Source organism: Pseudomonas sp. NPDC090752, from assembly GCF_055584805.1.
Window position 1 is genome coordinate 428,269 of sequence record NZ_JBVJLI010000002.1, and the last position, 13,584, is coordinate 441,852.

The following is a 13,584-nucleotide window of genomic DNA, read 5'->3' on the forward strand; positions in this document are numbered from 1 at the left end:
GCTCATGAGCCAAGCGCCCCTCGTCCTGGTGGACGGTTCCTCCTACCTCTACCGCGCCTTCCACGCGCTGCCGCCGCTGACCACCTCCAAGGGCATGCCCACCGGCGCGGTCAAGGGGGTGCTGAACATGCTCAAGAGCCTGCGCAAGCAATACCCCGACAGCCTGTTCGCGGTGGTCTTCGATGCCAAAGGCGGCACCTTCCGCGATGCGATGTTCGCCGAATACAAGGCCAACCGCCCGAGCATGCCCGATGACCTGCGGGTGCAGGTCGAGCCGCTGCATGCCAGTGTCCAGGCGCTGGGTTACCCGCTGTTGTGCGTCGAGGGCGTCGAGGCCGATGACGTGATCGGCACCCTGGCCCGTAGCAGCGCCGCCCAAGGCCGGCCGGTGATCATCTCCACCGGTGACAAGGACATGGCGCAGCTGGTGGACGGTCACGTCACCCTGGTCAACACCATGACCGGCAGCGTGCTGGACGTTGCGGGCGTGCACGAGAAGTTCGGCGTCGGTCCGGAACACATCATCGACTTCCTCGCCTTGATGGGTGACAAGGTCGATAACATCCCAGGCGTGCCCGGGGTGGGCGAGAAAACCGCAGTCGGCTTGCTGACCGGCATCGGTGGTGGCCTCAGCGACCTGTACGCCAACCTCGACAAGGTGCCGACCCTGGCCATCCGTGGCGCCAAGACCTTGCCTGCCAAACTCGAAGAGCATCGCGACGCGGCATTCATGTCTTACGAACTGGCGACCATCAAGTGCGACGTGCCGCTGGACGTCGAAGTGGACGCGCTGGTGTGTGGCGAGCCGGACCGCGAAGCGCTGATGGCGCTGTACACCGAGATGGAGTTCAAGAGCTGGATCGCCGACGTGCAGCGTGACGCCGCCAGGGCCGGCGCTGAAGTTGCGCCGGTTGATGAGCCTGCGGAAAAGGTCGAGCCAAAATACGAGACCATCCTCGACCAGGCACGCTTCGACGCCTGGCTGGAGAAGCTACGCCAGGCACCGCTGTTCGCCTTTGACACCGAGACCACCAGCCTGGATGCGCAAAAGGCGCAACTGGTTGGCCTGTCGTTTGCGGTCGAACCACATGAAGCAGCCTACGTGCCGCTGGCCCACGATTATGAAGGTGCGCCCGCTCAACTGGACCGTGCAGCCGTCCTACTGGCTCTCAAACCGCTGCTGGAAGATCCCGCGAAGGCCAAGGTCGGGCAGAACGCCAAGTACGATATCAACATCCTCGCCAACGGCTCGCCGGCCATCCACATGCAGGGCGTGGCCTTCGACACCATGCTTGAGTCGTACGTGCTCAACTCCAACGCCACCCGTCACGACATGGACAGCCTGGCGCAGAAGTACCTCGACCATGCCACCATCTCGTTCGAAGACATCGCAGGCAAGGGCGCCAAGCAGCTGACCTTCAATCAGATCCACCTGGACAAGGCCGGCCCTTACGCCGCCGAAGATGCCGACATCACCCTGCGCCTGCACCAGGCGCTGCAGGTGCGCCTGGCCAAGACCCCGAGCGTGCAGCCGGTGTTGATGGACATTGAGATGCCACTGGTGCCGGTGCTGGCCAGGATCGAGCGCCAGGGTGCGCTGGTCGATGCCGCCTTGCTGCAGGTGCAGAGCGGCGAGCTGGGGGTGAAGATGGCCGAGCTGGAGCGTCGTGCCTACGAGCTGGCCGGTGAAGAATTCAACCTCGGCTCGCCCAAGCAGCTGGGTGCGATCCTCTACGACAAGCTGGGCATGCCGGTGCTGAGCAAGACCGCCAAGGGTCAACCGTCCACCGCCGAAGCCGTGCTCGACGACTTGGCCCTGCAGGGCTACCCGCTGCCCGAGGTACTGATGCAGTACCGCAGCCTGAGCAAGCTCAAGAGTACCTATACCGACAAGCTGCCGGGGCAGATCAACCCGCGCACCGGGCGTATCCACACCTCCTATCAGCAGGCCGTGGCCGCTACCGGGCGTTTGTCGTCGAGCGACCCGAACCTGCAGAACATTCCGATTCGTACCGCCGAGGGCCGGCGTATTCGCCAAGCCTTCATTGCCAGCCCCGGCTACAAGCTGCTGGCGGCGGACTATTCGCAGATCGAGCTGCGCATCATGGCCCACCTGGCCAAGGATGAAGGCCTGCTGCATGCCTTCCGCAACGACCTTGACGTGCACCGAGCCACTGCTGCGGAGGTATTCGGCGTGGCCCTTGAGGCGGTTACCACCGACCAGCGCCGCAGCGCCAAGGCGATCAACTTCGGCTTGATCTACGGCATGAGCGCCTTCGGCCTGGCCAAACAGATTGGCGTCGACCGCAAGCAATCGCAGGACTACATCGACCGCTACTTCGCCCGCTATCCAGGCGTGCTGGCCTACATGGAGCGCACCCGCGCCCAGGCCGCCGAGCAAGGCTTCGTCGAGACGCTGTTTGGCCGTCGCCTGTACCTGCCGGACATCAATGCCAAGAACCCCGCCCTGCGCAAAGGCGCGGAACGCACGGCGATCAACGCACCGATGCAGGGGACCGCCGCCGACATCATCAAGCGGGCGATGGTCAACGTCGACAACTGGCTGAGCGCAAGCGGCCTGGACGCCCGGGTGATCCTGCAGGTGCACGATGAACTGGTGCTGGAAGTGCGCGAAGACCTGCTGGAACAAGTGAAAGATGAAATTCGCGGGCACATGAGCAGCGCCGCGCAACTGGATGTTCCGCTGTTGGTTGAAGTGGGTGTTGGTTCGAATTGGGACGAAGCTCACTAATTGAGCTGGGAAACCTGTGTAGGATCCGGGTTGTAGCGACGCGGATCCTGGCATGGCTCGATGCCATTAGTTCCGGGGTTTCATGAAACTATCGCAAATAGTTTTGAGGGCTTCGGAACTAAACCGGTGAAGCGGAACTCAGAGTAACTGAATGGCTGGTGAAGCCTTTCGATGCTCCTATGTTGTGTTAAGTGTTGGCAGATACCTGGACCCCGCCCTAGCGGTCCAGACTTGGACCCCGAACTTCCCCCTCCCCATACGAAGTCCGGGGTTTTTTTTGCCTGGAATTTGACCGCTGGCCTGCAGCGGTTACTTGTGGGAGCGGGCTTGCCCCGCGAAGCGTACGACGCGGTGCATGGCACGGGCTTCGCCCGTGTTCGCGGGGCAAGCCCGCTCCCACAGGTTATGGATGAAGCCCTCAGGCTACTGGCTTGTCTTCCAATTCCATCCACCCGGCCAGCACTTTATAGGCCTCTTCCAACCCCTGACGCTTGGGCGCCGAGAACAGCTGGATGGTTGCAGCGTCACCCCAACCCTTGCGGATTTCCGACTGCACCTTGAGCAAGGTGTTCTTGCCCGCGCCGTGGGTCAGTTTGTCGGCTTTGGTCAGCAGGATGTGCATGGGCATGCGGCTGGCCTTGGCCCAGTCGAGCATCATCTTGTCGAAATCGGTCATCGGGTGGCGCACGTCCATCATCAGGATCACGCCGCGCAGGCACTCTCGGCCGCCCAGGTAGGCTTCCAGGTGCTTCTGCCAGTGTTGCTTGAGTGGGATCGGGACTTTTGCATATCCGTAGCCTGGCAGGTCGACCAAACGCCGTTCATCGTCCAGACTGAAGAAATTCAACAGCTGGGTGCGCCCTGGAGTCTTCGAGGTACGCGCCAGGCTGGCATGAGTCAGGGTATTGAGGGCGCTGGATTTGCCGGCGTTGGAACGGCCGGCGAAGGCCACCTCGTAACCCTGGTCGTCCGGGCATTGTTCGACCTTGGCAGCGCTGAGGGCGAATGTGGCTTTCTGGCAGAGGCCGAGGATGGGGTTCTTGACTTGCATGGGATATCCGATGTGGGTGTTGCCAAAGCCTAGGCCGGCAAGCGGTGTCGTTTCCGTTTGGTTGGCGGAAGTATATAATGCCCCAGTTTTTGTGTGCCCATTCTCCCAGCGAAGGAGAGCGGGCATGGGGTGCCGAACTATAGCTTGCGCATCAGAACGCAGCGCGTCCCCCAACCCTGTCAGGTCGTTTCGCATGGCGAATTGGCTGCTAGCTGTCGGTATGTTCCTGCCGTATTTCAGCGCACAGGCTACACAGGATCCCGAGGCGTTGTACAACCGCACGTGTGCGGCCTGTCACGCCGGGCAGTTGCCACAGGCACCCAAGCGGGGTGACCGGGCAGCTTGGGAGCCAAGGCTGGCGCAAGGCATGGAGGTACTCATGGCGCATGTGACTCAGGGTTTCAAGGCTATGCCGCCGCGTGGATTGTGCATGGACTGCAGTGCCGAGGACTACCGTTTGGTCATCCTTTGGATGAGCGGCAGTCCCGATACATAACATTTCACCCTTAGCCGTGTTGGATTAGCTGATGAACAAACTAGTCGTGAGTCTGCTGTTGACCTTGGGTGTCGCAGGTGCGGCCACTGCTGCGGAGCCCATCAAAGGCGATGCCGCCGCCGGCCAAGCCAAGACCGCCGTCTGTGGTGCCTGCCACAACCCCGACGGCAATAGCCTGGCGCCGAATTTCCCGAAGCTGGCCGGCCAGGGCCATCGCTATCTGGAAAAACAATTGCACGAAATCAAATCCGGCAAGCGTACGGTGCTTGAGATGACCGGCATGCTCGCCAACTTCAGCGACCAGGACCTGGCCGACATCGCTGCCTACTTCTCCAGCCAGAAAGGCAGCGTGGGCGCCGCCGACCCCAAACTCGTCGAACGTGGCCGGGCATTGTTCAACGGCGGGGACCTGGAAAAAGGCCTGCCCGCTTGCACCGGTTGCCACTCGCCCAATGGCGCAGGCCTCGCCCTGGCCGGCTTTCCGCATTTGGGCGGCCAGCACTCACAGTACGTGACCAAGCAGCTCACGGACTTCCGCGAAGGCAACCGCACCAACGACGGCGACGCGATGACCATGCGCACCATTGCCGGCAAGCTCAGCAACCACGACATCGAAGCGTTGGCCAGCTACATCCAGGGCCTGCATTAACATTCGGTTAATGCAGCAACGCTAATGATGAAAGGGCGGCGCGGGCCGCCCTTTTTTCTGTCCGCTGCCGTTACACTACAGAACTCGGGCCCTTCTCGACCTGTCTTAATACAGGTCGTGTCGAGGCGACCAATGACTGCTCAGGAGTAAAGCATGCGTAAACTGATTCTCAGCGCTGCGCTGGTCGCCGCCAGCGTATTCGGTATGGCCGCCGTTCAGGCCGCAGAGCCTGCCACGGCCGGCAAGGAATACCTCGAGCTGAGCAACCCCGTTCCGGTATCCGTCCCCGGCAAGATCGAAGTGGTCGAGCTGTTCTGGTACGGCTGCCCTCACTGCTATCACTTCGAGCCGGTGATCAACCCGTGGGTTGAAAAACTGCCGAAGGACGTCAATTTCAAACGCGTGCCTGCTATGTTCGGCGGCCCGTGGGATGCCCACGGCCAGATGTTCCTGACCCTCGAAGCCATGGGTGTCGAGCACAAGGTGCATGCGGCGGTATTCGATGCCATCCAGAACCAGCGCAAGCGCCTGACCGACCCTCAGGACATGGCAGACTTCCTCGCCACCCAGGGTGTCGACAAGGACAAGTTCCTCGCCACCTTCAACTCGTTCGCCATCAAGGGCCAGGTCAACCAGGCCAAGGAGCTGGCCAAGAAGTATGAAATCACCGGCGTACCAAGCATGGTGGTCAACGGCAAGTACCGCTTCGACCTGGGCACCGCCGGCGGCCCGGATGGCGTGCTGAACGTCGCCGACCAGCTGATCGACAAGGAGCGCGCCGCTAAGTAAGCGGCGCACCCCATGCCCCGCTTCAGAAGCACGCGCGGCATTGGCCTGCATGAGCCGCAGGTCAACGAACATCATCTGCAGGCCAACGGCCTGCCGGAAGATGGTCGTCTGCGGCTGCTCAGCTTCAATATTCAGGTTGGTATCAGTACCGAGCGCTACCGGCATTACCTCACCCGCAGCTGGCAGCACTTACTGCCGCACACCGGGCGTGCCGGCAACCTGCAGAAGATTGGCGACCTGCTCAACGACTTCGACCTGGTGGCCCTGCAGGAGGCCGATGGCGGCAGCATGCGCTCAGGGTACGTGAACCAGGTGGAACATCTGGCCCAGTTGGGCGGCTTCCCCTACTGGTACCAGCAGCTCAACCGCAACCTCGGCCGCTTCGCCCAGCACAGCAATGGCGTGCTCAGCCGTCTCAAGCCGCAACTGCTTGAAGATCACCCGCTACCCGGCCCTTCCGGTCGTGGTGCGATTTTGGTGCGATTCGGCGAGGGCGACGATGCGCTGATCGTGGTCATGATGCACCTGGCGCTGGGCGCCAAGACCCGTGCTCGCCAGTTGGCCTACATTCGCGAGCTGATCGGCGGCTACCGCCATCAGGTGCTGATGGGCGACATGAATACCCATGCCAACGACCTGCTCGATCACTCCCCCCTGCGCGATCTCGGCCTGATTGCACCCCAGGTCGAGGCCACCTTCCCCAGCTGGCGCCCGCAGCGCTGCCTGGACCATATCCTGCTCAGCCCAAGCCTGACCCTGGAACGGGTCGAGGTGCTGGCACAGCCGATTTCCGACCATCTTCCGGTCGCAGTCGAGATCCGATTGCCTGATGCATTGACTGTGGATACGCTGCCGGTCTTGAGTTAGATCAGTAAGCGCGCACGTGGCCCTCAAGTGTTTGGGCCATGCGCCGACAGCGTTTCATTACAGCCCAATAACCAGATGCATCACCCGTCGCGGATCCAGGCATGACCGAAGAAGCCGAGCGCTGGAAAGAAAAGTACCTTAAAAGCATCGAACAGCAGGAAAAGCTCGAAAGACGCTGGGAAGCGCGCCTCGACTTGCTGCGCCGAGGCCTGGTGCGCAGTAGCCTGGCCGCTGAAGGCAGCGACAAGGCGGTGGATGCGTGCATGAAAGAGATGCGCGACGTCATCCGCAGCGACAGCATGGACGCCGGCCTGGCCGGGCTGATCCCGCGGCTTGAAAAGGCGGTGCTGGACTCGGAGCAGCGCCGCGAAACGCGCATGAATCAGGTCAGTGATGCGCTGACCGCGCTGGTGACCCAGCTACAAGGTTTGCCGCTGCCCGGCGAGGTCTCGCGGCCTTTGAAGAAACTGGCAAAAAAACTCGACGGCGGGGTCAGCCAGTCACGCGAGCTGCCGCCGCTGCTGGGCGAGCTTAGCGGCCTGCAGGGCCGCGCGCTGTCTTCGTTGAGCAAGCCGGATGAGCACGCCAGGCCAGGTATCTTGCAGCGGTTGTTCGGTCATCGTGACAACGAACCTCAGGCTGAAACCGACGCACACCCTGCACCCTTACCTATTATTCCTCCCGCCGAGCCGCAGGCTTTGCAGGAAGGCCCCGTGCTGGTGGATTTGCCGCCACGGGATATCGACGAACTGCGCCCCTTGGCAGAGCCTGCAGTTTCAGAGCCTGAGCAAGAGGTGCCAGAGAGCCTTGCAGTCGATCAGGTGCTAGACGTCGAACCCGAGCCGCCAGCACAAGAGGCCGCGCAGGCCGAAGCAGTCGAGACGGCATCGACAGCTGCCGACCCGCCGCCCCTGGAAGAAACCTTCGGCGAGGACGGCCCCTATTCACTCCCCGACGCAGTCGAACCGCCTTATAGTCAGGTGGCCGCACACATCGAGCAAACCCTGATCGGGCTGCTCGACGACCTCAGCCTGCCAGAGCGGCACAAGGCCCAAGCCCTTGAAATGCGCGAGCGAGTGGCACGCGGGCTGAACTGGTACGAGCTGATCCCGGTCCTCGACGACCTTGCCGTGCTCATGTTGGCGATTACCGACAGCGGCCAACACGAATTCGAGACCTACCTGCAGCAGCTCAATGAACGCCTGGAAAGCTTCCAGAGCCACCTGCATGAAGCCAGCGCCGGCCATGCTGATAACAGCACGGCTGCCCGCGAGCTGGACAACCAGCTGCGCGAACAGGTCGACGGGCTGCAAAGCAGCGTGCAGGGTGCAGCCGATGTCGACAGCCTCAAGCACATCCTGGAGAACCGCCTGGAAGGCCTGCTGGGCACGATGGACGAGCACCAGCACGCGCGAGACCGCCGCGAGCAGGAGCTTGCCGGGCGCCTGCAAGGGCTGGCCGAGCGAGTCGCGAGCATGGAGCAGGAGGCGCTGGGATATCGCGAGCACCTGGAAGAGCAACGGCAAAAAGCATTGATTGACCCGCTCACCGGCCTCCCCAATCGCGCGGCGTGGACCGAGCAGGTCGATCGCGAGATGCTCGACTGGCAGGCGCACGGCGGCCACCTGGCGATGGCCATACTCGACCTGGACCATTTCAAGCGGATCAACGACGGCTATGGCCATCTGGCGGGCGATAAGGTGTTGAAAATCGTTGCCGACCAACTGCGCAAGCGCCTGCGGGCGCGTGATTTCATCGCCCGGTTTGGGGGGGAGGAGTTTGTCCTGTTGTTGCCGCAGACCTCACCCGCGGCGGCGGCCCAGGTAGCCGAGGTACTGCGCGCAGCCATCGAAGCTTGCCCCTTCCACTTCAAGGGTGAGCGCGTAGTCATTACCGCCTCCATCGGCTTGAGCACGTTCCGCTCGGGCGAGCGCGGCGACCAAGTACTCAAGCGTGCCGATGCGGCGCTGTATCGCGCCAAGGATCAAGGCCGCAACCGGGTGGAACTGGCATAACTATCTACCACACCCCTGAATGACAGGAGGCCGAGACTGGCTGCCAGGTTGTTGAAACCTCAGCAGCCCTGCCATCGAGCCACTGATTCAGGAGTTTGAAAATGAGTAAATGGGTATTGCCACTGATGATCGGCGTGACCTTCCAGGCCAGTGCCATGGCCAAGGATGTCCTGTGGACCGCGCATATCAGTGCTGACGGCGAGGTTCTGCGGGCCTCGCCGAACTGGATCGAAAAAGTGAAGCACACGGGTCAAGACAACTACTTCAGCCAATACAAAGTGCTGGTCAACAAGGACATCGTCGAGCAGAACCCCGGATTCTGCTCGGCCTCGGCCATTGACGGCAGCACTGAGCAACGCTTGATGCACGGGCAAGCCAGGGTCATTGGCGTACCCACCGTCAACGGTGGCGTCACGGTCAATACGCAACTGGTCGACGTCGATGGGCCCAGCGGAAACAATTCGATGGAATTTCTCTTGATGTGCACGCGCTGAGGCGTTGCTAAAACCGGATCGTCTGAAAGGGGCTCGTTATACTGTTGCCATCCTGGCTTTTTCACTGCGACGTGTCCCTTTCGATGAAAACCTTATTCACAGCGCTGTTACTGCTAACCCTGACCGGTTGCTCTACGGGCCTGCGCATCGACCGCAGCCATCCTTCGGCCAACCAGGACGAGCGTATCCAGTTCGTCGTCCTGCATTACACCAATGCCTCACTCGAGCGCTCCCTGGCGCTGCTTACCCATGGCGAAGTCAGTAGCCACTACCTGATTGGTGACGGCCCGGCCACGGTTTATCAACTGGTCGATGAAAGCCGCCGTGCCTGGCATGCCGGTGACAGCCAATGGCAAGGGCGTACCTGGCTGAACTCCAGCTCCATCGGTATCGAAATCGTCAACCCAGGCTTCGACACAACGCCCAATGGCCGGGTCTGGTATCCGTACAGCGAAGCGCAAGTCCAGTCGTTGATCGCGTTGCTCAAGGACATCGTCAAACGTAACAACATCGATCCGCGCCACATCATTGGCCACAGCGATATCGCGCCGCTGCGCAAACTCGACCCAGGCCCGTTGTTCCCCTGGAAACGCCTGGCTGACGCTGGACTGGGAATTTGGCCAGAAGCCAATGCCGTCGCGCGGCAGCAAGCCTACTTCGACGTCAACCCGCCCACCATCGGTTGGTATCAGCAGGAGCTGGCACGTTTCGGCTACGCTATCGAGCAAACCGGCCAACTCGATGTGGCCACCCGTCATGTCATCGCGGCGTTCCAGATGCGCTTCCGGCCACAACGCTTCGACGGTACGCCAGATGCGCAGACGGCGGCCATGCTCCAGGTGCTTAACCGCATGCGCTGACTTACAGGAAGTTCACTCGCTCCGCCAAACGGGCAGGCTGATTCGCATTCCAGTTGCTATACCTTGTAGATCAACTGGATGCTGCCCATGTCGGCCCTGATAACCGCATTTCGCCAATTTTTATACCGTCCCTGGATGCTGGCCTCAATGGCAGCGTTGGCCAGCGCCGCGGTGTTGCTGACCGCCAGCATCGGCATTGCCCTGCAACAAATGAAGCAGAGCGAGAGTGCGCAGATGAATGCCCAAGGCGAGCGCTTCCTTGATCGCCTTGAGCAGGTGTTCGGCCAGTTACGCGAGGGGGTGGATGACCTGCAGGCGCAGCCACTGCGGGGGTGCAGCCCCGCTATGTTGGCGTTGTTGCAGCAGGTTGGCCTGGGTTCACGCTTCATTTATGAAGCGGCGTATGTCGACGTCAATGTCGCGTGTTCCAACCGAGGCGGAGCGAGGGCCTTCGTGCCGACGCGGGCTCCGGATATCCAAGGACCGACCTACAGTTACTGGCTCAACACCACTACCGAACCGAATGAGAACCTCGCCGCGCTGATGCTCGCCCGCGGCAACTTTCTGGTTTCTACCTCGCGCGGGCATCTGACCGATGTGGTCGACCTGCCACCCGGTGGCAGCCTGTTGGTCGTGCTGGACAACGGCACCCGGGCGATTCCCGTGCTGGGCCCGCCGCAAACCTGGCCACCGGCCAACAACTGGTCACCCTCCAGTACCACCTTCCTGTACGAACTGCATGACCGGCTTGTCTATCGCATGCCAACCAAATCGCCGGATTACCAGCTGGTGCTGATTGCCCCGCGTGCCAGCTTGCCGTTGCGCATGAACGGTATGCTCTGGCTGTTGTTCCCCGGGAGCGTCCTGGCCGCCTGTTGTATTGGTTGGCTGGTGCTGCAGTTGATCCTGCAGCGGCGTTCGATGAGTTCGGAACTGCAGAACGCCTTGCGTCGTGGCGAACTGCAGGTGCTCTATCAGCCGATCATGGAGCTCGACAGCCGACGCTGCGTGGGTGCCGAAGCGCTGGTGCGCTGGCGGCGACCGGATGGCACGCTGACCAGCCCGGACCTGTTCATCCCGCTGGCGGAAAATACCGGTCAGATTCGCCAGATCACCGATTTCGTTCTGCAGCGTGTGCTGGAGCAACTGGGCCAGCTTCTGCGCTCGCACCGCAACCTGTACATCTCGGTGAACCTGGCCGCCTGCGACGTGATGGTCCCGCGCATTGGCCGGGTGGCGGCGCGGTTGTTGGCGTTGCACCGGGTGGCGGCCAGCCAGATCGCCTTCGAAGTGACCGAACGTGGGCTGATCGATGTGGTGGTGGCCCGTGACAATCTGCAGGCTTTGCGTTCAGTGGGGCATCAGGTGCTGATCGACGATTTTGGCACCGGCTATTGCAGCTTGGCTTATCTGCAGACCCTGCCGGTGGACTGCTTGAAGATCGACAAAGCCTTCATCGACGCGCTGGGCCACGATGCCGCCAGCAGCGGCGTGGCCCCGCACATCATCCGCATGGCCCACGACCTGCACCTGCGGGTGATTGCCGAAGGCATCGAATGCGAGGCACAGGCGGTGCTGCTCAACAGCGAAGGCGTTAATTATGGCCAGGGTTGGCTGTTCGCCCATCCACTCAATGCGCGCCAGTTCGTCGAGCTGGTGACGCGCGGGCGGCAGGTGCGTCGCCAGCGCATCGATGATGAGCCGTGAGCAAGCATCTTCCTCTGTGGGAGCAGGCTTGCCCGGCGAAGCATGCACCGCTGTGGGTGGCACCGGCTTCGCCGGTGTTCGCGGGTCAAGCCCGCTCCCACAAAGGTTGGGTCAGATATTGAAGTGAGGGAAATATCAGACCGGCAACGCCATATAGAACTGAGTACCCTCCCCTGGCCGGGAAACGACACCCATGCGGCCACCGTGCAGTTGAACGATTTCTTTGCACAGCGCCAACCCGAGCCCGGCCCCGCCTTTCTTGCGCCCAACCTGCACGAAGGGTTCGAAAATCCGTCCCTGCTGTCCATAGGCAATGCCTTCGCCGTTGTCCTCGACACTGACGATAACCCGTTCCGCATGGCGCCGAGCATGCAGGCGGATACGCCCGCCGCTGGCGGTGTGGCGAATGGCGTTGTGCAGCAAGTTATCTAGCACGCGGTCGAGCTGGGCGATATCAGCCTGTATCCGCGGCAAAGGAGGCTCCAACGCCTTGATCAGCTCGATCTGCTTGTTTGCAGCCTGCTCGCCGAACCGCACCTGGGCGCGTTCGAGCAATTCGTCAACGACACAGGGCGCCAGTTCGAGCTTCTGTAGCCCGCTCTGGTAGCGGGAGAAGTTGAGCAGATCGTTGATCAACTGGTTCAGTCGCTGCATTTCTTCGCCGATGGTTTCCAGCAGGTCATACTCTCGCGTCTCGGCCGGGAACTTCACCCGTTCGCGCAACAGGCCGAAGGCCATGTGCATCCCGGTCACCGGTGTTCGTAGCTCGTGCGAGGCGCGCAGCACGAATTCGCTGCGAACGCGCTCGAAGGCGCGCTGCTCGGTGACATCGTGCAGCACCATCACTGCACCCAGGATCGGCCCTTGCGGGTGGCTGACCGGCGTCAGGCTGTAGGTCAGCAGGCGGGTTTCTTCCTCGACCTCGATGCTCAGGTCGTCGGGCGGGCGGTCCAGGTTGCCGCCACGCAGTACCTGGCGCAGCTGTTGCTCCAGCTCTGGGCGCTGCAAGGCTTCGGCGAGGCCGGTACCCACGCGGCTGTTACTCCAGCCAAGCTGCCGTTGGGCAACCGGGTTGAGGTGTTCGAGGTGCCCTTGGCGGTCAATGATCAGCAGGCCGTCGTCGATGCTGTCGAGTACCGCTTGCAGGCGTTGCTGGCCTGCTAGCAGTTCATCGACATTGGTGGCCTGGTGTTTGCGCAGGGCGTCGGCCATCAGCCCGAAGCGGCGGGTGAGCTGGTTGAGTTCGATGGCCTGGGTCACCGGCAAGGTGACATCGAAGTCGCCTCGGCCGAGTTGATCCGCTGCCTTGGCCAGAGCCTCGATGGGTTGGCCGAAGCGCCGGGCGATGTTGTGGGCGGTGATGAACCCTAACACCAATACCACCAGGCCCATTAGGCCCAGCAACCCGCTGACCAGCAAAGCGCGGTCGCGGCTGTGTTCTTCGCTACGGGTGATGTGGTCGAGGGCCTGTTTGTGCGAATCGATCAAGTCCGTGCGAACTTGATTGAAGGCGGCCCCCAGCGGCTGGTCAACGCCCATGCTGCGCGCCGGCGCTGGGCTGTCGCGGTAGGCCTGCAGGAAGGTCTGGTAGTTGCTGCTGGCCTTGCTGAAGCCGGTGCGTTCGCCACCGCGGTCCAGGCCTTGATTGAGCTGGGTCTGGAAATTGTCCTGCAGTGTTCTCAGGTTTTCGGGCGCGGTGTCTTCGTCGAGCATCAGGGTCAGCTGTTCGCCAAGGTTCTGCCGCAGCTTAAGGCCAATTTCCAGGGCGTGGGTGGTCTCGCGCACCGACTGTTGCTGGACGGTGGCCATCTGCAGCACGCTGAACAGGCCTAGCATCAGGCCCAGCAAGGCGACGGTCACCAGCGCCGAGATGCTGAGAAAAAGCCGCGTGCGCAGCTTCATTT

The 13,584-nt window shown here is 62.0% G+C and carries 11 protein-coding genes; 9 read left to right on the forward strand and 2 right to left on the reverse strand.

The window, feature by feature from the left end:
- Positions 1-4: 4 nt before the first annotated feature.
- Positions 5-2,752, forward strand: a complete 2,748-nt coding sequence (gene polA, locus ACZ6YA_RS05015; protein WP_465895870.1) for a DNA polymerase I — start codon at positions 5-7, stop codon at positions 2,750-2,752.
- Positions 2,753-3,170: 418 nt separating this feature from the next.
- On the opposite strand, the gene yihA is transcribed toward polA, so the two are convergent.
- On the reverse strand, positions 3,171-3,803 hold the full coding sequence (gene yihA, locus ACZ6YA_RS05020; RefSeq protein ID WP_465895872.1) for a ribosome biogenesis GTP-binding protein YihA/YsxC: 633 nt from the start codon (positions 3,801-3,803) through the stop codon (positions 3,171-3,173).
- Between the two features lie 193 nt (positions 3,804-3,996).
- Between yihA and ACZ6YA_RS05025 the strand changes: the two genes are divergently transcribed.
- From ACZ6YA_RS05025 to ACZ6YA_RS05060, 8 genes are all read left to right on the forward strand, one after another.
- A complete protein-coding gene (locus tag ACZ6YA_RS05025; protein WP_465895873.1) occupies positions 3,997-4,299 on the forward strand; it encodes a c-type cytochrome in 303 nt (100 codons plus the stop codon).
- Positions 4,300-4,330: 31 nt separating this feature from the next.
- Positions 4,331-4,948, forward strand: a complete 618-nt coding sequence (locus tag ACZ6YA_RS05030) for a c-type cytochrome (RefSeq protein ID WP_465895874.1) — start codon at positions 4,331-4,333, stop codon at positions 4,946-4,948.
- Between the two features lie 153 nt (positions 4,949-5,101).
- A complete protein-coding gene (dsbA, locus tag ACZ6YA_RS05035; RefSeq protein ID WP_465895875.1) occupies positions 5,102-5,737 on the forward strand; it encodes a thiol:disulfide interchange protein DsbA in 636 nt (211 codons plus the stop codon).
- Positions 5,738-5,749: 12 nt separating this feature from the next.
- The gene (locus tag ACZ6YA_RS05040) at positions 5,750-6,604 is read left to right on the forward strand and encodes an endonuclease/exonuclease/phosphatase family protein (RefSeq protein ID WP_465895876.1); all 855 of its coding nucleotides are present in this window, start codon (positions 5,750-5,752) and stop codon (positions 6,602-6,604) included.
- 101 nt (positions 6,605-6,705) lie between these two features.
- Positions 6,706-8,619, forward strand: a complete 1,914-nt coding sequence (locus tag ACZ6YA_RS05045) for a GGDEF domain-containing protein (protein ID WP_465895877.1) — start codon at positions 6,706-6,708, stop codon at positions 8,617-8,619.
- 101 nt (positions 8,620-8,720) lie between these two features.
- Positions 8,721-9,113 carry a hypothetical protein gene (locus ACZ6YA_RS05050; RefSeq protein ID WP_465895879.1) on the forward strand — a complete coding sequence of 131 codons (393 nt, stop codon included), beginning with the start codon at positions 8,721-8,723 and terminating at the stop codon, positions 9,111-9,113.
- Between the two features lie 83 nt (positions 9,114-9,196).
- A complete protein-coding gene (locus tag ACZ6YA_RS05055) occupies positions 9,197-9,973 on the forward strand; it encodes an N-acetylmuramoyl-L-alanine amidase (RefSeq protein WP_465895880.1) in 777 nt (258 codons plus the stop codon).
- An 87-nt stretch (positions 9,974-10,060) separates the two neighbouring features.
- A complete protein-coding gene (locus ACZ6YA_RS05060) occupies positions 10,061-11,680 on the forward strand; it encodes an EAL domain-containing protein (RefSeq protein ID WP_465895882.1) in 1,620 nt (539 codons plus the stop codon).
- A gap of 135 nt (positions 11,681-11,815) precedes the next feature.
- Here the strand turns inward: ACZ6YA_RS05060 and ACZ6YA_RS05065 are convergent, their stop codons facing one another.
- Positions 11,816-13,582 carry a KinB sensor domain-containing domain gene (locus ACZ6YA_RS05065; RefSeq protein ID WP_465895883.1) on the reverse strand — a complete coding sequence of 589 codons (1,767 nt, stop codon included), beginning with the start codon at positions 13,580-13,582 and terminating at the stop codon, positions 11,816-11,818.
- Positions 13,583-13,584: the final 2 nt, after the last annotated feature.

Excerpts from the sequence above, each read along its gene's own strand:
- polA (WP_465895870.1), top strand. The coding sequence starts at position 5 with ATGAGCCAAGCGCCCCTCGTCCTGGTGGACGGTTCCTCCTACCTCTAC.
- yihA (WP_465895872.1), bottom strand. The coding sequence starts at position 3,803 with ATGCAAGTCAAGAACCCCATCCTCGGCCTCTGCCAGAAAGCCACATTC.
- ACZ6YA_RS05025 (WP_465895873.1), top strand. The coding sequence starts at position 3,997 with ATGGCGAATTGGCTGCTAGCTGTCGGTATGTTCCTGCCGTATTTCAGC.
- ACZ6YA_RS05030 (WP_465895874.1), top strand. The coding sequence starts at position 4,331 with ATGAACAAACTAGTCGTGAGTCTGCTGTTGACCTTGGGTGTCGCAGGT.
- dsbA (WP_465895875.1), top strand. The coding sequence starts at position 5,102 with ATGCGTAAACTGATTCTCAGCGCTGCGCTGGTCGCCGCCAGCGTATTC.
- ACZ6YA_RS05040 (WP_465895876.1), top strand. The coding sequence starts at position 5,750 with ATGCCCCGCTTCAGAAGCACGCGCGGCATTGGCCTGCATGAGCCGCAG.
- ACZ6YA_RS05045 (WP_465895877.1), top strand. The coding sequence starts at position 6,706 with ATGACCGAAGAAGCCGAGCGCTGGAAAGAAAAGTACCTTAAAAGCATC.
- ACZ6YA_RS05050 (WP_465895879.1), top strand. The coding sequence starts at position 8,721 with ATGAGTAAATGGGTATTGCCACTGATGATCGGCGTGACCTTCCAGGCC.
- ACZ6YA_RS05055 (WP_465895880.1), top strand. The coding sequence starts at position 9,197 with ATGAAAACCTTATTCACAGCGCTGTTACTGCTAACCCTGACCGGTTGC.
- ACZ6YA_RS05060 (WP_465895882.1), top strand. The coding sequence starts at position 10,061 with ATGTCGGCCCTGATAACCGCATTTCGCCAATTTTTATACCGTCCCTGG.
- ACZ6YA_RS05065 (WP_465895883.1), bottom strand. The coding sequence starts at position 13,582 with ATGAAGCTGCGCACGCGGCTTTTTCTCAGCATCTCGGCGCTGGTGACC.